Here is a 23152-nt window from a genome sequence, read left to right on the forward strand (position 1 = left end):
ACGATGCAGGCAAAACACGAACCCAAATTTGGAAACATTTGGGAAACAGCCCCTTTTAGCAGTAGATACAGCCTATTTTTCGACGGAAGACAGCCTTTTTAATGGAATTTTTAAGCATTCTCTGTCCTGCTGACTACGTGAGGCACTTACCACTGGTTAGCAGGACAGGACAAAAATCTCCCAAAGTCTATGGTTTGGGGACCGTAATGCTGGAAGTCCAGGTCCAGTCGGGTGGGTTGACATTCAGCAGGTGTTTGACGAAGAAATCACGTCGTTTATGTTCGCCGTAGTCACCGCCCAGCGAATGCCCCATGCCTGGAACCATCAGGAAATCGAAATTCTTGTTCGCCTTGATCAGCGCATTGATAAACTGATACGTCGACGACGGATCGACGTTGTCATCCAGCTCACCCAGAATCAGCAGGAGCTTGCCCTGTAGTTTGGCCGCGTCCGTTGTATTGGACGATTCAGCATAGTGCGGGCCAATAGGGTAGCCCATCCACTGCTCGTTCCACCACATTTTGTCCATCCGGTTGTCGTGGCAACCCGAGGAGGAAACGGCAACTTTGTAGAAGTCCGGGTAGTGCAGCAAGGCTCCCGCCGAACTCTGACCACCCGCCGAGTTGCCCCAGATACCCACCCGGCTCAGATCCATGTATGGATAGCGTTTCGCAGCTGCGCGCATCCAGGCAATTCGGTCGGGGAAACCACTGTCCTTCAAATCTTTCCAACACACGTCATGGAACGCCTTCGACCGGTTCGAGGTCCCCATCCCGTCCATTTGCACAATGATGAATCCTAATTCGGCCATTTCGTGCAAGGAGCCCCGCGAGTCAGTAACGAAGCTTTTGGGTACAAACGAATCGTGCGGCCCGGCGTAGATATATTCGATGACAGGGTACGTTTTCTTTGGATCGAAGTTCGACGGGCGGATGATAATGCCCCAGATATCAGTTTTACCGTCGCGCCCTTTGGCCGTGAACACCTCTGTCTTTTGCCAGCCCGTCGCCAGCAATGGTTTGATGTTGGCCTTTTCTAATTCCATCAGCACTTTTCCCGTCGACGCCTGACGTAACACGGTCAAGGGGGGCTCGTCAACGCGTGAATAACTATCGACAACGTATTGATAATCGTCCGAAAAATACGTCCGATGGTTACCGTTCTCACGAGTTAGTGGCGTCAGGCCGGAACCATCGAAGTTGACGCGGTACAGCTGAATGAAATACGGGTCCTGCCCGGCTTCGCGCTCGCTGCCTTCAAACAGAATCGTACGGTTGGCTTCGTCTACGTGCACGACTCTCCGCACGACCCACTCCCCTTTCGTAATCTGATTTTTTAGTTTTCCGGTGCCGTCGTACAAATACAGGTGGTTCCAGCCGTCGCGCTCCGACGCCCAGACCAGTTCCTTTCCGTCGGCAACGTCATACCGGTAATTCTTGCCGCTGTAATTGATAAACGTCTTACTGGTTTCCTCGATCAGCGGCCTGACGGCTCCCGCAGTGTTCATCTCGAAAATACTGTACCGTTGGTGTCCGCGCTGGTTATACTCGAACGTAACGGCCCGGCTATCCTTGCGCCACTGGGGCGTGGTGAGGTTATACTGATTATCGATCAGCGCGGTTGGGGCGGTAAGTTGTTGCTTGCTGTCGATGAGAAACAGCGTCGGTGTCCGCTGCGGTAGCGCATCCCCTGGTTTGAGGTACGAGCGCGTCTGCAATTTAGGCTGTAGCTGATCGGTCGGCGACGATTCAATCAGGTAGATCAGGTGCGGTGTGTTCGCCCGGATTTTATTGACCACCAGCTTTTTTGAATCCGGCGACCACATCAGCCGACTCGAATAGTACTCCCCTTCCGACCCGTCGAAGCTCAGCGTCGTTTCCGGTGCCGACGAGCGCGTCGGGCGGATATACACGTTGTAATTTTTGACATAAGCAGTGTAGGCCCCGTCTGGCGAGGGCACTGGCCGCCCGTCACGTTCATCACTTTGCCCCCCCCAATAGCGTGAAGCCACTGGCTTCGTTACGTCCTTGAGTGTACACTGATATGTATCAAACGGGCAGGCAATCAGCGAATCGCCGATCTTAAACAACACCTCATCGGCCTTCAGCATAATGTCCGAGAAAGGCAGTTGGTAGGGCGAAACAGTTTTGCCCGTCAGTTGCCCCAGCGACTGTGCCAGCCGGGCCTGATCGAAGGCCGGTTCTTTTACCTGTCGCCCCGCATCGACCTTCATAAACTCCTTGCCCTTAGCCGTCGTCTGGACGTACCAGAACGTAGAACTATTTGGCAGCCACTGCACCCGCTCCGGCGCGTGGTAAACCTTGTTTTGAAAGGCCCCATTCAGGCGTTCGGCCCGCTGGTAATCAGCCAGCGTCCCCTGCCCCCGGCTCCCCAGCGGCAGTAAGGCCATCAACAATGCAGAATAGACGTAACGAAACGGTAGTGAAGTAGTAGACGTAAGCACGAGCAGTTGACCAGACGGTAATACGACCCTAAATATACGCGTAACTGCCGTTTGGTAAATACGGGGGGGGTGATGAGTTGGGCTATGGTAACGTATTGACTGTAATAGTTTAATATGCGTTTGGTTATAGGCGCAGAATGGGCGCTAAACCATTATCTACTGATAATCAATCAATAGTGATTTAGTGTGTTTGCGTACAATAGTATGTTGGGTGCGCCAGACAAGCATAAGAAGTTCGTGTGCCGGGTCGCGTGTGACAGGCTGCACGTCTCGACAAGGTAACTTTGGGGTTCGTTAGTGTGCTTTCGGTCGACACCAGAAACGCCCCGTTGGGCGGCTCTGGGCCTCCAGTTCGGGCTGGCTTGCGACAGAGGAAATGCCCCGGTTAGGCAACATTTAAGTTGTAAAGTAAATTTAGAACAAATTGTATCGATTATACTGAACACATTATATGGGTTTTTGGACAATAAAGCGTGAAATGGATTTTACTTCAATGAGGTCATTAGAAATCCACATGATAGATGATCTAGGTAATACAGAAACTTATAATTGGCAAGAAGCTATTCAAAAAGTCAAGCAATTAAATTTAGAAGATTATAAGGGATATTCTGATTGGAGGTTGCCAAATGGAGGTGAGTTATTTTGGATTTTTAATTCGAATAAGTCTCATAAGCTTTATTTGAGCAGCTTCGGATATTTCTGGAGTAATTATGAATTGCCATCTAACAGAGAATACGCAGAAGGCATAAACTTCCAGCGTTTAGAAACTTCAACTGTGTATGAAGTTAAATATGGCAGAGAATATTATAGAGAAGAGAAGGTACTTACAAAATTGTGTAAATCTGACAAACATCGAATGTTTATTATACGAACTGTTGTAAATAAAACAGTATATAAACCAAAGCAATATCACATTTTATCTGAAAGTCAGACAAAGAATCTCCATAACGATCAATCTTACAAAGGATTATATGCAGATAGAATATATAAAACTAAAGATGTCCGAACGCCTTATACAGTAGTATGGGTAGATGGTGCTAAACAGGGGTCAGCTTTCAGAGAAGTGAAAGTTTCTCATAGTTATGAAGATATATTTGAGATTATTGCCTTTCTAAATATTGACGAAAAAACAGAATTAGTAGAGTCTGTTAAGTTGAGAATTCCGGCAGATGAACTTTTTGGTAAAACGATGAAAGTTATTTATAAAAGGATTGAAGAAAGTGAAGCATATTTCAAATCTTACGATCCTGGTTTCTTTGAGAGTATAATTTCGAAGTTAGATGGGAGAGATCACAGCCTAAAACTAAGGGACGGAGTTGAGATTAAGATAAACGATTTCTTTTTCCCTAATACAAAAACAATATATTGGAAGACTAAAATCATACCTTTGGAGGAATATCAAACGCCTATCTATTATAACAATTATAATAACCTCATAAATAAATTACCGAAGAGAGCACAAGATTATTTGGATGATCGTGATATAAGAGAATGGTAATAGCAGTTATTTATATAGAAGGTGCTTTCGGCTTGACAAAAGCGGATGTAGTGCGTTGTTAGGCTTCGCGCTTCAGCGTAAAAAAGCGGAACGTGTGTTTTGTGCGCTCCGCGTTTGGGTAGCTCTCCGGCGACAGGGAGCTCGTCCCAAAAGGTAAAGTGTGGCAGCCCAACCAAACAGGGGTGTAAAGGTTGACGCTACGTTCGTTTTCTTGAGTGGTCTCCTCATCCATCAGCCCCTGTGGTCGTTGGGTGAAGCACACAAGATTAAACCATCCTAAAATGAATAGTAAATTAATAATTGGGGGGATTGGCGTCTTATTAGTCGCTGGCTCGTTTTGGGTGAATGGCGATTTTGTCATTCAACTCTATGCCACTTATTACGTCATTGGCTGGGGAGTAGTGCTGAAAGCAATTGGTCTCTCGTGCTGCTTAATTGGAGGGATTTATTTTTTGCGTAAGCGTCTAGTTCATCAGTAGTACTCCAGTTCTACCGTCCTTTTACAAGTTGCCAAATTATCTGTCCAGCCAGGCAATTCCCTTCACGAGACACGCAGTAACCAGATCACCTATAATCGACCCAAAAACTACTGAATAACAGTCATTTACCAGCAAAAAACCCTACTACCATGAACATAAAAATTCTTGTCTGGCTACGTAACCTAATCCTTATTCTCCTGCTGGTGCAAGTGGGCTACTTCCTTTTTGTAAAATACTATAAGGGTATAGCCGTTGAATGGAACTCATCTAGTTTTTTCATTACAGCTGCGGCTTTTGCTTTGCTGGGAATTGAAATCCGCAGGCGGACAGTAAAATCATAGTGTATTCCACTTTAAATGAGGTCCTTGTCAGAAGTAAAAAGCAGGTCAACCTCAACGACTTCTTTCTAATACGTAATATAACTCCGTCACGTAACCGTACCTAATGAAACCGAAAACGCTACAGGAACAGAGCACGGAAGCCCTTCTCAAACGGAAGAAAACGACCAAGTTCGTAACCGGGATGCTGGCGGGCATGCTAGCAGCCCTGGTGATTATGGCCATCTTGCTAGCGAACAAGAAAGGCATCAGTTTGGCCCTGCCTTTCTTCATTATCCCCCTCGGTTTGTTACCCATTGTCTTTATTTGTCTCAATGACGTGAAGGCAACCCAGAAAGAACTGCTGACCCGAAACGTGGTGCAATAGCTTATCGGAGCGCTGGTGTATATCAGCGCTCCTTTTGTTTACTCTAGATACATCGGGCCGGCCTGTTATGCGCCACCAAATTAATACAAACCGAACGCTCCTTCTCCAGATTTACGCTTACCCGAAAAGTAAAAACGGATAACCGCCCCCTTTCTCTACAAGCTTGCGTACTGAGCGGCAATGTATTGATTGTCAACAACCCAGATTTTACTTTTCTTTTAACCAACATTCGTTCATGAAAGCGTCAAGACGGAATTTTTTACAGTCACTGGGGGTCGGGGTGGCTGGCCTGGGTGTCTCTCAGCAATCCATTGCTTCAGCTCCTCGCCCGCCGAAAGCACCTAAACCGTCGGCCGATGAACAGGTCCTGTTCGTTGGCGATACCATCGCGATTGCCAACACAGAACACGGCAAGGTCAGGGGGTTTATTCTGCGCGGTGTTCATCAGTTTTTGGGCATTCCCTATGGAGCGGATACGTCGGGCAAGAACCGGTTCATGCCTCCGCAGAAGCCCACGCCCTGGACGGATGTTCGTCCAGCGCTCTGGTGGGGCAACACCGCTCCCCAGATCATGGACAAGCGTTACGCCAATCCCTACGCGTCCTTTGTCGATCACTGGAATTACGACGACGTGTCGGAAGACTGTTTGAAGCTGAACGTGTGGACACCAGCTCTGGATTCGCAGAAACGCCCAGTTGTCGTTTGGCTGCACGGCGGTGGCTTCGTCAACGGCAACGGCATTGAGCAGGACGGCTACCACGGCGAGAATCTATCGCGCCTAGGTAACCTGGTTTTTTGTTCGCTCAACCACCGGCTCGGATCACTGGGCTATACCCAGCTTCAGGCAGCTGGTGGCCATGCCGCATCCGGCAACGTCGGCAATCTGGATATGGTAGCGGCTCTGGAATGGGTCAAGAATAACATTGCCAATTTCGGTGGAGATCCCAACAACGTAACGATCATTGGGCAGTCGGGTGGCGGAGCCAAAGTGACCACGCTGATGAATATGCCCTCGGCGAAAGGACTGTTTCACAAAGCCGTTGCGCTGAGCGGCAGTTCGCTGGCTGGCGTTAACAACGAATACGCCAATAAACTGGGGCTGAAGGTAATGGAAGAAGCGGGGCTGAAGCCCGGCGAGATCGACAAGCTCCAGCAGATTCCGTGGCGGGAATACATCGACATTGCTAACCGGGCCGCGGAGAAAACAGCCGACGAGGCTAAACGACTCAATCTACAGCGGGGCGGTTTTTCGCCCGTAGCCGACGGAACGTACCTCAACGGCGGCCCCTTCTTCGCGGATGTCAACCACTTCTCGGCCGATATACCCTTGCTTGTCTGCTCGACCTTCCACGAGCAGAGCCCAAGCCGAACCGATGCTGCTCTGGAGAACATTTCGATGGCGGAGGTGAAAGAAAAGCTGAAGCCTCGTTTTGGCGAAAAAGCAGGCGAGATCGTAGACGCTTACGCCAAGAACTTTCCGAAAGCCCGGCCCATTGAGATATGGTCGCTAGTGATGTCCAATCGTAAGAACGCCATCGCTGCGGCCGACGCGAAAGCCGCGCAACAGAAAGCACCCGTTTACCTAGCCTGGTTCGGCTGGCAGCCACCGCTGTTTGACGGCCGGATGCGGGCTTTCCACTGCGACGATATCTGCTTTTGGTTTTACAATACCGATCTGATGCTCACCCACACGGGGGGCGGTAAACGCCCAAGAGCTCTGTCGGAGAAGATGGCGAACTCGTTTATCAGCTTCGTCAAAACCGGCAATCCGAACGGTGGCGGTTTACCCAATTGGAAACCCTACACCAGTCAAAACGGGGAAACGATGATCCTGGACGACAGCCCGATGCTGGTTAACGACCCAGACCGGGAAGCGCGTAAAGCACTGGCTTAACGCACGAGTTAGGTCAACTCACCAAACAAATTACGTAAGTTGTTTTATTTGGGGCTTACAGATTTAGATAGGCTCGACTACCTAAATCTGTAAGCCTTTACTAATTATAAGTGCGTGGGTAGCTCATTTTTCCGTTTGCCGTTGTGTATCAACCAGCTGTTGGAATGCTGTCGGGGCTATGGACTAACTTTTTACTAATGATTACCCTACAGCGTACAAACAATGACTATCTATGCCTTAACTTACGCCCCTGCCGTATTGACTTATTCCTCGCCGTCACATGGACATCCTTCACACCATAGCCCTGGCCGTAGTTGGGTTCATTGCCCTTCTTCACCTCTATATTCTTTGGCTGGAAATGTTCGCCTGGACCAGCCGAGGTCCGAACGTATTTAAAAGCTTGCCCACCGATCTGTTTCCGGCCACTAAAACGTTAGCCGCCAATCAGGGGTTGTACAATGGCTTTCTGGCGGCCGGGCTCATCTGGTCGCTCCTGATCAGCGATCCGGACTGGCAACGTAACGTCGCTTATTTCTTTCTGGGGTGTGTCGCCGTGGCAGGCCTGTACGGGGCTGCAACAGCGGGTCGGCGAATTCTTTTCGTACAGACGTTACCGGCACTTCTGGCGCTGGTGCTGCTGTTATTATCTCAGTAGTACTGGAAGCATTCCAGCGTTCATCTGATAAACTAACTCATGAAAATTAAGGCAATTATAACCGGCGCTACGGGCATGGTTGGCGAGGGTGTTTTACTCGAATGCCTCAATCATCCCGACGTCGAAAAAATACTGGTTATTAACCGAAAACCGGGCGGGCGATCGCACCCAAAGCTGCGCGAAATCATTCACGCCGATTTCTTCAACCTATCCCCCATTACCTCCGAACTTGTCGGCTACAACGCCTGCTTCTTTTGCCTGGGCGTTTCGTCAGTCGGGATGCGCGCGGAGGAGTACAAACGACTTACCTACGATCTCACGCTGAACGTAGCGCAACTCCTGGCGGCTCAGAATCCGGACATGACGTTCTGTTACGTAACGGGCGCGGGAACCGACAGCAGCGAACAGGGCCGGGTCGCCTGGGCGCGAGTCAAAGGCGCTACGGAGAATGCGTTACTGCGGCTCTTTAAAAACGCGTATATGTTTCGCCCCGCCTTTATGAAAGCCGTTCCGGGCCAGCGCAACCTGAAAAGCTACTACAAATATCTCACTTGGCTTTATCCCATCGGCCGGGCAATTTATCCAGCTGGCTTTTGCACGTTAGAGGAGGTTGGCCAGGCTATGATCAACGTAGCCAAGCAGGGAGCCGACAAGCGTATTCTGGAAGTCAAAGACATTGTTCAACTCGGAAAAGCCTAGTGCTTTTCCGAGTTGTTACGTATTGAGAACCCGCTCGTCAACGGGAAGTTGACGTCTGTCTTATTTTCATTCCTTACCGGGCTATTTGAGCCAACGTTCTGATTTTACCCGGACGGTTTGACGCTTTGCTTCAGTTCTTTTCGTACGTGTACGTAACCTGCCACTGCTCTCCCGGAGCCAATTTGGGGTCGGCTCGGAGTGTAGCGAGCAACCCATCGGAATACGTCATCTCGCATCCGTCGTAAACAACGTTGTTTTTGTTGAACACCTCAACGGTTGGCGTTGTCATGAGTAATCCGTACATCGGATTCGGCGACGTATCGTGGCGGTAAGTGATAGTTTCATTGCTTTGCCCAACTGGAGAGCTGACCAGCCGTTCCGATTTAATGATGTTGCCTTGATCGTAGGTATACTTCGTTGTCTCCGTACGACTGCCGCTTGTGACGACAGTCTGAACAGGCAGTTTATCGGCGTTGTACGTAAAGCCAATTGTTTGCGTCAGCAGATATTGCCCGTCTCGGTTCACGTCCTCATGGCTGCTGATTTTGCTAAGCTGACCGTTGCTATCGTACTCATACGTCAGTCGCGCGTTTGTGAACGAGTTGGCAGCCAGCCGCTCGGCGGTACTGATCCGCCCCTGTTGATCATACGTAACGCGGGTTGTCTGGCTGGGGGCAGTTGTTTCTTTTCCAGCCCGCAACGTATAGCTGGTCAACTGCCCGGCGGTGTTATACGCGTAGCTGTATTCGTTGTAAAAGTTGGTGCCGCTACGAATCATCGTTTTGAGTCGAGCCTTCGCAGCTACTGGTGCAGTGACCGTTGGGTCTATCATAGGACCTGGCTCCGTGGGCTGCTGACAAGCGTTCAGGGTCGCTAGCAGCGCTAAAACGGACACCCATTTACGTGTAGTATTGAATTGCATAGGGAAAGGATAGAGATAAGTGTAAACAGAAAAATTCTGGAGCGTAGCTTGCTTTCCTGTAAGACACCAGTCAGGCAAAAAGCGTTGCAGACGCTCTTACAACAGATAAACAAAGAGTAACTTCTTTTGGCGGATAAACTCTATTACTGGATTAAAATACTCATTCGACGTAGCAACGGTTCGTTATCTAGTAAATAGCTAGTCTATCAACGATTTAAATAAAATTATTTTGTTCGTATTTTGTGGCAAATTTCCTGTCCAGTATGCCTCTACTTTACTTACTTCTTGCCGTACTTGTTTTAGCTTTTCTTTGGGTCGTGATGGCAGTTGTCCGGCTGCGCCCCGTTTTCGAACGACGCTGTCCCAACTGCCGGGCTGAGCGGGGACTTGTGCGGGAGGCAAGACCCGCTTTTATTAAGCGATTCCTTCCCTTCTTACCGATCAAGGCGTATCACTGCCGTTCGTGCATGCAGAACTTTATACTAATTAAGTCAGACAAGTCAGCAACGCCAACCGTCTGATTAGCTACTACGTAATTACCTTCCCAAAACGGTATTGATCAATTCCATAAAAGGGGTTTTGATTCGTACCCAGACTCTACTTAGTTTCTCAACTCGGTCCAAACTACTATCGAAGCTACCGCTGGGATCAGCTTCGATAGTATCGCCAACTCTGCCGCTTACTCGAATGAGCCAGGCGATCAGCTGGATAATGAAATCACCGACGAAGGCAATGGCTGCGTAAACACTTTCTGGTCGCTTCAACAATCCGATTCCTCCGGCAGCTACTACGTCAGGCGAAAACAAGCAGGCTAGCAAAAAGCCCGTTAACCAACCGGTCAAACTGGATCGCAAAGGCAGTTGCGGTCGCGCGAACCGGATAACAAACGCCCCCACGGCGGCCGCCAGCCAGTTACCGGCGTTCTGAGCCGGCTGAAAATACATCGTCAACCAATCGGTTATTTCCACCAGGCCAACCAAACAATCTTGACTACACTGGAATACGGCCATATCCACGCTCCTTTCTGCTCTATCTGACGTTCATTATCAACAACAAAGCGTACTTTAATTAGTTCAAATGAACCAATTAAAACTTTTTTGAACTATATTTGTTGTCATAGCTAACCAAGTGACTACCATTGTGAATGATAAAGCAGCCAGACTGATTCAGGTACGCGAGTTTTTCGGCCTAAATCCAAAGCAGTTCGCGGATAAACTGGGCGAGAACTCATCGAACTATTACCAGATGGAGTCAGGCAACCGCCGGATTGGCAAGCATAAGTCAAGTGAACTAATCGCCCGATTAAATCTGAACCCTGTCTGGTGGGAAACGGGACAGGGAGATATGTTTATGCCGTCGGGCATCGTTGAAGTAAGAGCAGTCAACGATGAGTTGTACGAAGGCGTAGCGCTGCCCTATTACCCGGTACCGGTGCAGGGAAGTTTTAACGAAATGCCAGATCCAGAGTCGAACTATGGTGCGGCTGAGCAGATTAGAGTGATTGTCAGACGAGGAGAGAATATCGACCGTAACGTCGTGTTTGAGGTGGATGGAGACAGTATGGCCCCTAAGTACTCACGTGGTACAAAAATTCGGTGTAAGCTGGTTAACCCTGGTGACTGGGAGTATTTATCCTCAGGCGTATACGCCATTAGTTACGGCGACTCATTCGTCGTCAAACGGATTAAGGACAACGATTTATCGACAAAGGGGGTTTTAGTGTTGCATTCTGATAATCCGCTCGTAGGCGGCAGCAATCCTGTTCCCGCCGATCAGATCCGGCATATATGGAAGGTGTTACGTATTATCGACTCTCCCGCTGACTAATATTTTTTTCGTTCCGAAAGGCTGCTTTCCGTCCTCTTTGTCACCAATAGGCTACTTCATCGAATTTGTGTGGGATTTCTTTATTAGTGAAGCACATACATATGAATATAGTATTTTTACTTCAGAAATATTGGCACTAAAATTGTCAAAATAATTCGGTAAAAGTACAATAAGATGAGAACCTTAATATGCAGGCTTTTTCACCGTGATTGGTGGAGTTTGAACTTGACGGCTATCTCTAGTATAGGGCCTCGGCTTTATCGCTGCCGAAAATGCGGAACGACTCATAAGGCCTAAATCCATCGCCCATCAGGCAGGGTATTCCTGCCTGATGAGCGCTTTTTTGCTTATTACTTATACGTTCGTAGTGTAACGTTAACAGCCCGCTGAATCAGCAGAAACGGGAATAAATACTCAACGGGTCTGTTCAATAAAACCCGGACAAATGGCTTGCTCGTTATCTCTGCAATCCTGCTTATACAGGCGGCTGAATAACCGAAACGCTCAGTCGTTCGATACCCACGCTCAGCAAAACGACTTAAAGGAAAAGAATCAAGTAAAGGTCTCCCCTATCTTCAAGCTCCTTGTTTCGTCCATTCCAATAAATTAGAATTGACGTACTTTTTCCTTTTCTGTACGTGTACAAATTTGCCTGATGCTTAAACTCAACAACGTTTCTTCCCTGTCAGGGCTTTCGCTGGCCTGCTGTTTATTAATAAGCTGTCTGCTCTCGGCATGTGCCAGTCAACAAACCTCTCTTTATACGACTGAGCTGGCAGCGCTGAAGCGTACGGCAACGACTAAGTTGTCTGCTCACGTGGATGAGTTTAACGGGTACAAAAACCGGCCGGAATCAGACGGGCCATTCAATGCAACCAACAACAAACAGTTTTTGCGGGACAATGTGCCCCTATTTATCAGTTCCGATAGTACGATCACGAAGGTGTACAATTACCGCTGGTGGATGATCAGCAAGCACTTGAAGGAATATAATGATCCCGAAGATGCTAAGCGGTACTGGGTGGTAACCGAGTTTTTCGGGGTGAAGCCCTGGGCTTCATTGAGTGGTGCCATTACCTGCCCGGCCGGCCATCAGTTCTATGATGTTCGGTGGCTGCGTGACGACAAATTCTTAAAATCGTACGCTGATTACTTCATGCGTGGGTCAGCCTCCCGGCTCCCCCAGCGGGAGAATGGCAACTTTCTGACGTATTTGAGCCGCCCCGAAAGCCATCATTTTTCGAGCTGGATGATCGATGGCATCGAAGCTTTTCTGAAAATCCACCCCGATAAGTCGTGGTTGCATACGATGCTTCCGGCGATGGAAAAGCACCAGCAGGTTTGGGATAGCCTGTTCACGGTCAAAGCCCCCGGTGCCAGAACTAATGGCATGTATAAAATTCTGGATCTGTACGATGGGATGGAATTTAGCCTATCGGCCGTATTAGGCCTGATCGAAAGTAAGGGCGCCTATAGTCTGTATACGAAAGATACTTGGCGAGACTATTATCTGGGTTGGGGCACAACGGTCAACGCTGAACGCTCCGAGCAGGCGCGTCAATATCCCACCGCTTTTCGGAAAGGGTACCCTGATTTTTATCTGGTTCGCCCATCGGTTAATAGCTATGCCTACGGCAATTTGCGGGCGCTGGCTAATCTGTATTCGTTAGACGAGACCACTAGCCGATCTAACAAAGCAGCTTATTACGCAAACCGAGCCGCTGCTATTCAACAACAGGTCTTGAACGTTTTATGGAGTAACGAGGATCAATTTTTTAATACTTACAGTGCAGGTGACAATACGTATGGGATTCGCGATTATCAGGCCAGGGTGCGGGAATCGGTTGGGTACACCTCCTGGTATTTTAACCTGATTCCGGTCCAGCGCTACAGCAACTACAGTAAATCCTGGGACATGTTTTCGTCACGTAACGGCTTTTATAACATAGCGGGGATGACCACGGCCGAGCAGCAGCATCCTTACTATAATGAACAGGCCTACGCCTGGAACGGGCGCGGCTGGCCTTTCGAAAACTCGGTAGTTTACAAAGGGTATGCAAACTACTTACGTAATTATAAACGAGTCAGCACGCCCGCCGAGCAGCAGTTACTTTATGATTACATCGACAAACTAGCCCGAATGCATGGCACGCAACAGCTAAACATCGGGGAATGGTACATCCCAAGTAATGGAAAGACCTTTGGTGGCGAGTCTGACTACTTTCACTCTACCTTCCCCGACATCATCATTGAAGATCTTATCGGTTTCAAGTCGTCTCAGGAAGATAGCTTTTCAATTGCTGCGCTCCTTCCGGAAGGCAAGTGGGACCATTTTTACCTAGGTAACATCCGCTATCACGGCCACGATGTCGACATCGTCTGGAAGCAGGATTGGTTTCCTGATAGCCCCGGCAACCAAAGTCGCCTATGCGTCTGGGTTGATAACAAACTAATGGCAAGCAGTGAATTATTACATAAAGAACTCATCGTTCGCTTACCCTAGCTGATAGACGAGAAGGCAGTAGCCTCAAGTTATCGCACATAACTGGGTGATCGATTCAGTCACAGGCGCATGAACAAGACGTCGTAGCAAAACCAGTCGGTTCTCCTTCCTGATGATCAAAACTGCTAGTTGATCTTTATGACATATTGCGGGCAGTTCCATACCGGCGCCCGATGCTTACTGACAGGGGTATAATCAGTTAATCAACCATCGCTCTTTGAGTTGAAGCACGACCTGGGCGTATTGTTTAGCCGTTGCAGGTTTAGTAATAAAGTCGTTAGCTTCCAGAGCCGCAGCCTGTTCTTTATCGTCTTCCTGATCCGAAGTTGTCATGATCACCACGGGGAGATCAGCCTGGCTGTAATTCTGTCGGAGCCGTTTGAGCACTTCCAGCCCATTCATCAGGGGCATATTCAAATCCAGTACGATCAGTCTGGGTAGCAACGTTACCTGGTCAAGCGTTTTCAGTAGATCAGCCCCGCTAGCCAGCGGAGTAACATGACAAGCAGGACCATAATGCGTGAGCGCCTGGCTCACCAGAAACCGGTCGTCTTCATCGTCATCGACCAAGAACACCCGTGCTTGGGTTAGCGGATTCATAAGTGGAGCAATTTATCGGAATTCACTTGACACACGTATGTCAACCGGTATGCGATGAACGCAGACAAATATACGTTTTTACTGTAAACTCTACCCATTCAGTTGGTTTTTTCGGACAATCTGGTGATTAGGATGAATACAGCGTCTCCAGTAGTTGAGTACAGCTTCTAACTGTTCTCGCAACTGCTCAATCCGAGCGTCTCGTTCGAAAAGGCCCTGAATCGTTGTTGAGTACGCTTCTTCAATGAGTCGATCGTTGACCGTTTCCGCAAAAAAGACAAATGGAATCGAACGCCGGCGAAGTTTTTCGTCAGAATCAACAGCTCGCCGGAACTCAACCCCGCTCATACCGGGCATAAACACCTCACAGAAAATAATAAACGGTTGCTCATCCTCTAGTTTATTCAACTGCTCCAATGCATCTTCTGCTCTGTCAAAAAAGATGGCAGGGTGATCTGGCGCCAGTTCCCGGAGGAGTTTCTCCCAGAGTACTTTGTCGTCATCGTCGTCATCAATGACGACAATCGCATTATCAAGTTTCATAGTACGTACAGGTTCTATCCACCTATAAACTCAATACAAATAAGAATTGATCTAATTTTTTGTAAACAAACCGACAGAGCCCGCTTTCATCTGGGCAATAACTCGTTGACGATACAGCATTAAATCAAACAAGACCCTACCAAAGCCTCTGACGAGCCTGGTTATTTTGAGACCATCATTGTTTCATTGTCCGTCAGAACTGTATATTTCACCACTTGGAAACATGTAGCTTCCTTTTCCAAAATAGACCCGAAAACGCCAAGGCCGCTTCCGCTCCCTGTACCCGAATTCAAGACAAGAGAAACAACTTATCCAGCCAAGTATGACTACCTATCAGGTAACCGCTTCTTCATCGAAAACCTTTCTCCTCACCCGCAATGAGCAAACGGTGGGCAATTTGACTTACGAAACATGGTTTTCCTCAAAAGCCACCATCGACCTCGAAGACAGTCTGCCCATTACTATTCAACCGAAAGGAATCTGGGAAACTAGTCTCGAAGTGAAGCAGGCAGAAACGATCCTGTTTGACCTCGAACTGAAATGGAACGGTCAGCTCGTTCTCGATCGACGCGGGGCTGACTCAGTCGAGGCCTTTACGTTTAAACAAAAAAGCCTCACCGATTTCACGTTTGTGCTATTAAGTCCGGACGCGGAGGAACTACTGTCCATTAAGCCCAGCATCAAGTGGAACCGTGTAACCACTGACTACCAGCTTTTCGCGTCGGATTCGCTGGAGCATCTTCCGGATAAAGACGTGCTACTTCTTTTGGCCGTTCACTGCGCTAATTATTACCTCACCACAATATGGACGACCACGTTACAGGTAGCCTCGTAATTGCATCACGGCCTGATTCTTTGGCAACTATTCAGAATCAGCTTTTTCGATGCGAACCGTAGCGGACGTAGCCAATGGATTGGCCTTTCCTACTTGAATGGGAGAAATGGCAACCATAGAACGTGGCTCTATCTGCTGTGCGAGTGTCTGGCAATCAGTCCCGATCCGTTTGTATTGGGCATCGTAATAGTCAAAGCAGACTCGTATCTGTCGATAGCTGTGCTGGCCAGAGGTGTTAGTGATCGAAAACTTATGTTCGTTGGTTAGTGCGCCCGCTTGTTGAGCTACGGCTTTGGGTTTCCAGACGAATCGGTCAACCATCAAATCACGCACAGCATCCGGTTTAGTGTGGGTAGTTGACTGCGCCCGGTCGCAGGCCAAAGTGAGAAGAAGCAAAAACAGACAGCTTATTAATCGGGCTTGCATAAGTAATTTTCTTTAAAAATTGGCCCCAAGATAGCCAACTTCGTGGGATGCGCATACAGCGTCTTTCTATGCCGTTGTGGGTTGATTCGTATACTTTATCAGATCAATAGTCAATAGCAACCTGTCGTACTGTCTAGCAATGACTTACACGCTAACAACTTACCAATAGACAGATTATTGAAAATGCGTATGCTCAATAGCCACAAATTAAGAAGTAGTTACCGACAAACGAGATAAGTTGTCGGTAACTACTTCTTTGTTCACTATAATTGAGCGACCGTATTATCTTCTTGCGTTATGAGAAAAGCTTTTTTCAACCTCCTCCTGGTATTCTGCTTCACGAGTTCATTTGGCCAAAGCATTAACGGTGTCTCACTAAAAGACATCAATGCCCAATACGTTCAGATCGTGGCAACAACGAAATACGCGGAACAAACGGCGCTCGAGGACATAAAAATTGATTTTGGTCAGGCGTTGAAGGTTGCCAAAAAGAAAATGGAAATCAGGGATGAGAGAGGGCGACTGCTTCAATTCACGTCCATGATTGACGCTTTAAACTTTATGACAGCCAACGGCTACGAGTTCATTCAGGCGTATTCGGTCACCAACCGCATTAATAGCAGTTATAACTCGAACGTTCACTACTACATTCTCAGAAGAAAATCCAGGTAGACTCTTTCGTAGAAGCGATTTTATCTGGTCAGTAGCGTATGTCGAAATCAGCCCGTTACGTAAGAGGTTGACCCAGAAAGGGTTAAAGGTTGGTTGAGCTATGTACTTTATGCACTACCCGGCACTTACCGAAATGAGTAATCCCGTTGTTGCCCGGCCGTGATTTGGAACACAAAAGGTACGTTCACTCCGGTGAAGACGATAATGTACGTACCAGGGTTGAGGTCCTCCAGCGTAACTCGGTACGCATTCGGGCCTGACGACGTGCTGTTGGAGCGCGTTATGGTGCTGTTCCTCAGAGACGGAGCTCGACCATAGGTTCCTTCTGTGTAAAGAAAATAACCATCAACCGCCAGATTAGAGGTGTAGGTGATGTTGGCACTGCCCGTTGGCACAACCTCTTCCTTCTTACATCCCCACATCAGCCAAGAAACTACGAGAAAAAGAAAGACTTTTACGTTCATCAGGTAAACGTTTTTAGGTTGATTATGCATAGATAAATACAGCTAAATAAGCGCAAATAAGTTACGAGCTACTGATGCAATTAACGTAGGTTAGTCAAAATTTAGCATCTACCAGATGGCTAAGAGATTGACGCGCACGAAGTGATAAGAACGCTTTTATCAGCGCTGGACCATAGCCTTCCCGATAATTATCTTCCGTATACTCAACCCGTTTTTTCACCGCTAGATCGTTGGTAAAACCGTCGATCTAGCTGCCGGTAGTGAGGACTGCTAAAATGAGTACGTTTGAGCATGGAAAACAAAACGTTTTTTCTACTGCTGAGCTGGGCCATCTGCACGGCTGGAGCGCTCAACATTGGCTTTTCGTTGCTAAATCGGGCTGACACACTACTCAACGTATTAGGAGTCATCTTGCTCGCTGTTTTTTTGTTTATCTCTGTCCTAACCAAGTGTTTTACCAAAAACCCCTTCAATCAATGACCAAAGTTTCTATTGGTATTTGGACCGCCATTTTGCTGCTGGTTGGTCTTTTTGTTGTTAACTCCTGCACGACAGTCGATGCCTCGCACGAAGGTATTAAAGTCAGTAAAATTGGTTCGGACCGGGGAGCCAACGACATCGAGAACGTAACGGGCTGGATCTTCTATAATCCGTTTACGTCCTTCATTGAACAATACCCAACCTTTACGCAGACGAAGGACTTCGATCCCTTCACCGTTAGTGCCAGGGGCGGGACACTGTTTAAAATCGACCCGACTCTCAACTATCACCTAGTTAAAGGGCAGGGGGCAAACGTGTACCGCAAGTATCGGAAAGAGCTACCGGATATCGAGAATAACATCCTTCGTACCATCGTCTATAATTCGTACAGGGACGTAGCGAACATGTTTACGCCGGATTCGCTGGTTAACAACCGGGTCGGTTTCGAAGAGCAGGTAGAAGCCAAACTACGTAAAGCCCTGAGCGACGATGGGTTTTCGTTTGAGAACATCACCTCGAATCTGACCCCGCCCGAGTCACTCCAGGCGATGATCGACGCCAAAAATACGGCCGTTCAAAACGCGCTACGTTTAAATAACCAGGTGGCCGCCGAGAAAGCGAGCGCCGAGATTGCCGTCACCAAAGCCAGTGGTATTGCCCGCGCCCGAATCATTGAAGCTGAGGCCGAAGCGAGGGCTAACGAACTAAAACAAAAGACGCTGACGCCGATGCTGATTCAGCAGCAGTGGATTGCGAAGTGGAATGGCCAGCTACCGGCTACTCAGCTTGGCAGCAGCGGCACCATGGTTCAACTGCCCATCAAATAAGGCAATAGTGCTACTGATTTAAACGCTCAAACGCCCGACTACTGTGAAAAGTAGTCGGGCGTTTGAGTAGTGAAATACTCGTTCTTATTTCCGTTCGAGGAGTTGTTTCACCAGTTTTTTCAGCTCGTCGATTTCTTTCTGCTGCTGAATGCTGTACAGTGTTAGCTCCTCAATTTTTTGCAACAATTTGGCGTCCATCTTCGCTACGTCAATTCCTTTCTCTACTACCTCACTAGCCGACGGTACACCCGGCAAGTGGCCTTTTTGCTGGATATGCTGCTCAACTTCAGCCAGCGGAGCCAGTGGGTAGTCCTTCGCAAAGACGTAATCACTCCAGTCGCTGGTGTTCTTGACGGCGACCTTTACCTTCTCGGTCAAGATACCGTCCTGCACGTAAAGCCGGTAGCCAGCCGGGGTTTTGTCGATTTCCTCGCCAATCACCACGCCGTTGCCGGATACGTTTTGCAGATAATTTCCTTTCTGTTGCCACAACTCAGCGCCTAACCGTCCACCGCTGGTGGTGCTGCCCAGCACAACGTTACCCGAGCCATCGACAGTGAGAAACTTGGTTTGCCCGGTTACGCTGGCCGGTGAGTTGCTAGTCAGGTTCTCTAACCGTAGGCCTGACTGATTGGCGGTTCCTGTCACCAAGTGTAGTTTAGCCGAAGGCGTTGAGGTGCCGATTCCGACATTGGCGCCGTTGCCCAGCACCAGGCTGTTGCTGGCGGATACTACAGCGTTGTTGCCGATGGCCGTGGCGTTGACTAGTCCCGCATTACCCGCGTCGGCTCGGAATCCGACAAAGGTGTTATTGAAACCGCCGTTGTTGCCCCGCCCAGCTTCGAAGCCCAGCGCCATATTATTATTGCCGTTGACGCCAGGTCCGTTGCCCGAATTGGCCCCGATGTAGATGTTGAACCCGCCTGAGGTGTTGAACTGACCGGAGTTGTCCCCCAGGAAGTAGTTGCCCGATCCGCTGACGTTACCGGCTCCCGAATTGGTACCGAAAAAGTAATTACTGTTGCCGGTCGTGTTGTTGATACCAGCCTGCACCCCGATAAATGAATTAAACGTGCCCGTGGTATTCGATCGACCCGCAGAAGCCCCAATGAAAGTGTTGGCGGATGCATTGGTATTTTGACCAGCCTCGCTACCAAGAAAGGTATTTTGACTACCAGTCGTGTTACTCAAGCCCGCTAAAAATCCAGCGAACAGATTTCGGGATCCCTCCGTATTCTGATTGCCCGCGCTAGAACCAAGAAAGGTATTCTGGTTGCCACCTACGTTACTTTGTCCGGCTAAACCGCCCACGAACACATTCCCCGCACCGGTATTAAGTCTCCCCGCCGAGGCTCCAATAAACACGACGTAGCTACCCGTCGTGTTAGCTCGGCCAGCGAAATTACCCAGGTATATGTTTCCTATTCCAGTCGTGTTGCTGTAACCAGCTTCATTACCCATGAATACGTTTCCCACGCCGGTTGTGTTACTTCGGCCAGCCGTATAGCCAGAGAAGACATTTCCTCCACCTGTAGTGTTGTCGACTCCGGCACTATAACCCATGAAGACGTTGTTACCACCCGTTGTGTTTTTGAATCCTGCGTAACCGCCTACGAAGATATTGGAGCTACCTGTTGTATTAGCTTGTCCAGTGGATGTCCCAACAAACGTGTTGAATGTTCCAGTGGTATTATAAAGCCCAGCGGCATTACCTACAAATGTATTTGCGTTACCGTTTGTATTTGCGTTGCCACTATTCTGCCCGAGAAATGTATTGAAAAAGCCGGTTGTGTTGGCCGTTCCGGCATCCGATCCTACAAATGTGTTTTGGTAGCCATCCGTGTTACTATATCCTGCCCGATACCCAATGAAAGTCCCTCGCGCACTCGCTGTATTACTGTACCCTGCCGCGTCGCCAATAAACGTATTAGCACCTGCGGTGGTGTTCGAGTAGCCCGCCTGTCTGCCAACAAAGGTATTGTTCGATGCGCTGGAAGTTGTTTTCAAGCCAGCTTGAAGGCCAATATGAGTATTATTAACACCTGGGGTATCCGAGGATGGCCCTGTTATAACAAGGTTGCTTGGCGTCTGTGCCAATGATAAAAAGCTACTTACTGCAACAACAGCAGCACTAAGAAAGCTACGGTAGAATAGATTCATAAAAAGAGGGTTGAACAAAAAAACAAGCAAAAAATATCACGAAACTACATAGCAGTGAGCACTTAAACAATCATCTCCAGCAAGCTTATTGACACTCACCGTTTGATGAATAATCGCTCCTCGTCGGGGCATTACGACCCATCCAGGTTTGGCAACATCCTGGCCCCAATACCTGCTTTTCATGTACAGGTTAGCAATCAAACGGCTTGCCAGCAATAGTGATATGAATAGTAAACCCTTGTTGATAGACATAAAAAAGCCCCTGCCACTTCGATACGTGGCAGGGGCTTTTGGTTGCGGTGCATGGACGGGCTAAGTCGTCATCGTATACCGTTCATAGACGCTGGTGATTTTGACTTCTTTTACGCCTTCCCGGGTGTACAGTCGCTTTTTTGTTACGACTTCAAGCTGGCCATTGTTTTTTACCGTGACGGACTCGGGCCGGACCCAGCGGTAAGCATCTTCTGGCTCGCTAGGTTTCACGGTCATCTGTTTCAAATCCGTCGAGAACGAAAAGCTGCGGGCCCCTCCCTGAAAGTCGTAGCCCACCACATAGTTGGGGTTATAGCTGATTAGTTCACCGCCGTCCCATACTTTACCAGGACCGGTTCTGATAAATTGCTCGGGCCACCACTGCAAAAACAAGAAGCCAGCAGTGGGTACCTGTGCTGTAGGCGCGTAGATTCGTACATCAACGTGATATTGCTTTCCCTCATTAAAGGCTAGATCGGCGATCTCCTCCCGCAAGTTTGTTGTCGCTTTACCATCCAGATTAACGTCAACCGGCTGATTGCTTTCCGAACTGATGAGTTTGTATTTACCATGAAACTGCTGGGCAAGAGCAAGCACGTTGTCGCTGGGCGTCGTCGGTTGCGGAGAAACGGGGGGAATACCAACCGTTACGGTAGAATTGCCGGGGGAACAGCCCATGCTGGCCATTCCACAGACTAGGCTAACTAGGAAATACGTCTTCATATTCGTTTTGATGTAGAGTACGACTACAAATAGGAGGTTAATCCAGAGAAATACCTTCGTTTGGTATTATCTTTTTGTTAAGTCTAGCAAACCGCCAGAACGGGTAGATTCTCTTACATGAAATTGACCAAATGACCATTGGATAAGCCTCACTACTTCCCTTCTCATCCGATCCCCCACTTATTTCGCCTTCAGCCGCTCGGCACCAGCAATCAGTCGATTACTTTTTACGTAACGTTGCCTGTTTGATCCCCCGATTTAGGCCCTGCCAGATCATTTCGGACTGGCCATCCTGAATCGACAAATAGAAATTATCGCCGATCAGGCCAATGTTTTGCAGATAGGACTCTTCCGGCTCCGTCGGGTGGGATGAACCGCTGGGGAAATCATACTGAAGCGAAAAAAATGCTTGTGGTCCCGTGTTTTGAGTAAGACGCTCCGGATGAGTAATCAGATAGAAGTAGATCGGGTACGTCTTGTTTTTATACTGGATCGTACCGTCAAATTCAGGATATCTGGCCTGGACAGCTATATTACGGGGATTTGCCGCCGGCCTAATCACCAGTTTGGCTATGTTCTGTAAGATTGTATCCTTAGTAATCTTAGCTTCCCAAAGCCCGTAACGACTAGCAGGCGTCACGCTAATCTGCGTTTCCGTTATCATCCATTCCCCGACAAGCTGCGGGGATAGCTTCGTCATCAATATTTCCTGTTTTTTATCGTAATCGACAGGCGGTGGAGTTGGTGGAGTGCATTGGCTGAAAGCAATGACGAGGGCAGCAAAGAGAAAGGAAACAGTTTTCATAGCGTAGTTTTTTATACTGACCCGAAGGCAGCACGTAGGGTTGGAACCAAACGAACAACAGCATCTTAGGTCGATTACGACGTTAAAGGGACCAGACTACGTAACAACCAAGCATCCGCAGTGACATGAACTACTCCTCTATCCTGCATTTTTCTTTATTTACCTGAGAGCCAGCCAAACACCTAGTAGATTCTAGTAGCCCTATCTTTTGCGAATAACCACACCACTACTTAATTGCTTGTGCCCATGAAAACGCTCCAGTTATTTTGGTTTTCGTTCGGTTGTTGGCTGCTGATTGCTAGTCAGACAAAATCCCCGACCTATGGCCGAATCACTATTCATGCCCCGAGTGCCAATGGGCAATCCGTCAAGCTGACCACGCCCAATCTGTTTACGCTGTCGCCGACGTCACTCGCTGACGCTACGTTTGATGCAACGGGTACCGCCACGCTGCAAGTACCCTTAACTGGTCCTCTTTTTACGGATGTGGAAATTGGGCAAAAAAGGTATGGCTTGCTCATTAGTCCCGGTGATGATCTAGCGATTACGTTACCTGATCAACCAACGTCTCCGGTTCGTTTTGCCGGCAAAGGCGCGCAGGCGGCTAACTACCTAACGGGTATGACTGCGATCTGGCAGCAGTATTAAACAAAAGGAGGAAAACACCTCGTTCAGCTCGATCCAGTTGGGTTTCGAAATCGGATCGACACTATCCAGCG

General features: G+C 48.4%; 23 protein-coding genes. 13 read left to right on the forward strand and 10 right to left on the reverse strand.

Annotated features, from left to right (window positions below; translation table 11 throughout):
- Positions 1–187: 187 nt before the first annotated feature.
- Positions 188–2410, reverse strand: coding sequence for a S9 family peptidase (locus tag ACYVAD_RS05965; protein WP_461138971.1), 2223 nt, complete (start codon positions 2408–2410; stop codon positions 188–190).
- A gap of 505 nt (positions 2411–2915) precedes the next feature.
- Here ACYVAD_RS05965 and ACYVAD_RS05970 point away from each other — a divergent pair.
- The 7 genes from ACYVAD_RS05970 (at position 2916) to ACYVAD_RS06000 (ending at position 8394) form a co-directional block, all read left to right on the forward strand.
- Positions 2916–3962 carry an Lcl C-terminal domain-containing protein gene (locus ACYVAD_RS05970; RefSeq protein ID WP_461138567.1) on the forward strand — a complete coding sequence of 349 codons (1047 nt, stop codon included), beginning with the start codon at positions 2916–2918 and terminating at the stop codon, positions 3960–3962.
- A 281-nt stretch (positions 3963–4243) separates the two neighbouring features.
- The gene (locus ACYVAD_RS05975; RefSeq protein ID WP_461138568.1) at positions 4244–4441 is read left to right on the forward strand and encodes a hypothetical protein; all 198 of its coding nucleotides are present in this window, start codon (positions 4244–4246) and stop codon (positions 4439–4441) included.
- Positions 4442–4590: 149 nt separating this feature from the next.
- The gene (locus ACYVAD_RS05980) at positions 4591–4782 is read left to right on the forward strand and encodes a hypothetical protein (RefSeq protein ID WP_461138569.1); all 192 of its coding nucleotides are present in this window, start codon (positions 4591–4593) and stop codon (positions 4780–4782) included.
- A 103-nt stretch (positions 4783–4885) separates the two neighbouring features.
- On the forward strand, positions 4886–5146 hold the full coding sequence (locus ACYVAD_RS05985; protein WP_461138570.1) for a redox-active disulfide protein 2: 261 nt from the start codon (positions 4886–4888) through the stop codon (positions 5144–5146).
- 235 nt (positions 5147–5381) lie between these two features.
- Entirely contained in the window at positions 5382–7040 is a 1659-nt protein-coding gene (locus ACYVAD_RS05990) for a carboxylesterase/lipase family protein (RefSeq protein WP_461138571.1), read from the forward strand.
- Positions 7041–7320: 280 nt separating this feature from the next.
- Positions 7321–7695 carry a DUF1304 domain-containing protein gene (locus ACYVAD_RS05995; protein WP_461138572.1) on the forward strand — a complete coding sequence of 125 codons (375 nt, stop codon included), beginning with the start codon at positions 7321–7323 and terminating at the stop codon, positions 7693–7695.
- A gap of 39 nt (positions 7696–7734) precedes the next feature.
- Positions 7735–8394, forward strand: coding sequence for an NAD-dependent epimerase/dehydratase family protein (locus tag ACYVAD_RS06000; RefSeq protein WP_461138573.1), 660 nt, complete (start codon positions 7735–7737; stop codon positions 8392–8394).
- A 130-nt stretch (positions 8395–8524) separates the two neighbouring features.
- On the opposite strand, the gene ACYVAD_RS06005 is transcribed toward ACYVAD_RS06000, so the two are convergent.
- Together ACYVAD_RS06005 and ACYVAD_RS06010 are read right to left on the reverse strand one after the other, a co-directional pair.
- Entirely contained in the window at positions 8525–9316 is a 792-nt protein-coding gene (locus ACYVAD_RS06005; RefSeq protein WP_461138574.1) for a hypothetical protein, read from the reverse strand.
- A gap of 536 nt (positions 9317–9852) precedes the next feature.
- Positions 9853–10260 carry a hypothetical protein gene (locus ACYVAD_RS06010; protein WP_461138575.1) on the reverse strand — a complete coding sequence of 136 codons (408 nt, stop codon included), beginning with the start codon at positions 10258–10260 and terminating at the stop codon, positions 9853–9855.
- A 196-nt stretch (positions 10261–10456) separates the two neighbouring features.
- Between ACYVAD_RS06010 and ACYVAD_RS06015 the strand changes: the two genes are divergently transcribed.
- Together ACYVAD_RS06015 and ACYVAD_RS06020 are read left to right on the forward strand one after the other, a co-directional pair.
- The gene (locus ACYVAD_RS06015; protein ID WP_461138576.1) at positions 10457–11143 is read left to right on the forward strand and encodes a LexA family transcriptional regulator; all 687 of its coding nucleotides are present in this window, start codon (positions 10457–10459) and stop codon (positions 11141–11143) included.
- A gap of 655 nt (positions 11144–11798) precedes the next feature.
- Entirely contained in the window at positions 11799–13646 is a 1848-nt protein-coding gene (locus tag ACYVAD_RS06020) for an MGH1-like glycoside hydrolase domain-containing protein (protein ID WP_461138577.1), read from the forward strand.
- A 195-nt stretch (positions 13647–13841) separates the two neighbouring features.
- On the opposite strand, the gene ACYVAD_RS06025 is transcribed toward ACYVAD_RS06020, so the two are convergent.
- Positions 13842–14246, reverse strand: coding sequence for a response regulator (locus ACYVAD_RS06025; RefSeq protein ID WP_461138578.1), 405 nt, complete (start codon positions 14244–14246; stop codon positions 13842–13844).
- A 90-nt stretch (positions 14247–14336) separates the two neighbouring features.
- Entirely contained in the window at positions 14337–14789 is a 453-nt protein-coding gene (locus tag ACYVAD_RS06030) for a response regulator (protein WP_461138579.1), read from the reverse strand.
- A gap of 322 nt (positions 14790–15111) precedes the next feature.
- On the opposite strand from ACYVAD_RS06030, the gene ACYVAD_RS06035 reads away from it, so the two are divergent.
- Positions 15112–15624: a hypothetical protein gene (locus ACYVAD_RS06035; protein ID WP_461138580.1), complete on the forward strand. Its 513-nt coding sequence runs from the start codon at positions 15112–15114 to the stop codon at positions 15622–15624.
- A gap of 27 nt (positions 15625–15651) precedes the next feature.
- Here the strand turns inward: ACYVAD_RS06035 and ACYVAD_RS06040 are convergent, their stop codons facing one another.
- Positions 15652–16020 (reverse strand): hypothetical protein, encoded by a 369-nt coding sequence (locus ACYVAD_RS06040; RefSeq protein ID WP_461138581.1) that lies wholly within the window; start codon positions 16018–16020, stop codon positions 15652–15654.
- 327 nt (positions 16021–16347) lie between these two features.
- Between ACYVAD_RS06040 and ACYVAD_RS06045 the strand changes: the two genes are divergently transcribed.
- Positions 16348–16722 carry a hypothetical protein gene (locus ACYVAD_RS06045; RefSeq protein ID WP_461138582.1) on the forward strand — a complete coding sequence of 125 codons (375 nt, stop codon included), beginning with the start codon at positions 16348–16350 and terminating at the stop codon, positions 16720–16722.
- 125 nt (positions 16723–16847) lie between these two features.
- Here the strand turns inward: ACYVAD_RS06045 and ACYVAD_RS06050 are convergent, their stop codons facing one another.
- Positions 16848–17216 (reverse strand): hypothetical protein, encoded by a 369-nt coding sequence (locus ACYVAD_RS06050; protein ID WP_461138583.1) that lies wholly within the window; start codon positions 17214–17216, stop codon positions 16848–16850.
- A gap of 446 nt (positions 17217–17662) precedes the next feature.
- Between ACYVAD_RS06050 and ACYVAD_RS06055 the strand changes: the two genes are divergently transcribed.
- Positions 17663–18493: an SPFH domain-containing protein gene (locus ACYVAD_RS06055; protein WP_461138584.1), complete on the forward strand. Its 831-nt coding sequence runs from the start codon at positions 17663–17665 to the stop codon at positions 18491–18493.
- Between the two features lie 84 nt (positions 18494–18577).
- Here ACYVAD_RS06055 and ACYVAD_RS06060 read toward each other — a convergent pair whose 3' ends face one another.
- The 3 genes from ACYVAD_RS06060 to ACYVAD_RS06070 all read right to left on the reverse strand — a co-directional run bounded on the left by ACYVAD_RS06060 (position 18578) and on the right by ACYVAD_RS06070 (position 22433).
- Positions 18578–20500, reverse strand: coding sequence for a beta strand repeat-containing protein (locus ACYVAD_RS06060; protein WP_461138585.1), 1923 nt, complete (start codon positions 20498–20500; stop codon positions 18578–18580).
- A 465-nt stretch (positions 20501–20965) separates the two neighbouring features.
- Positions 20966–21628, reverse strand: a complete 663-nt coding sequence (locus ACYVAD_RS06065) for a hypothetical protein (protein ID WP_461138586.1) — start codon at positions 21626–21628, stop codon at positions 20966–20968.
- Positions 21629–21848: 220 nt separating this feature from the next.
- On the reverse strand, positions 21849–22433 hold the full coding sequence (locus tag ACYVAD_RS06070; protein ID WP_461138587.1) for a hypothetical protein: 585 nt from the start codon (positions 22431–22433) through the stop codon (positions 21849–21851).
- A gap of 246 nt (positions 22434–22679) precedes the next feature.
- On the opposite strand from ACYVAD_RS06070, the gene ACYVAD_RS06075 reads away from it, so the two are divergent.
- Positions 22680–23081: a hypothetical protein gene (locus tag ACYVAD_RS06075; protein WP_461138588.1), complete on the forward strand. Its 402-nt coding sequence runs from the start codon at positions 22680–22682 to the stop codon at positions 23079–23081.
- Positions 23082–23152: the final 71 nt, after the last annotated feature.

The sequence above is a fragment of the Spirosoma pomorum genome (genome assembly GCF_054776615.1).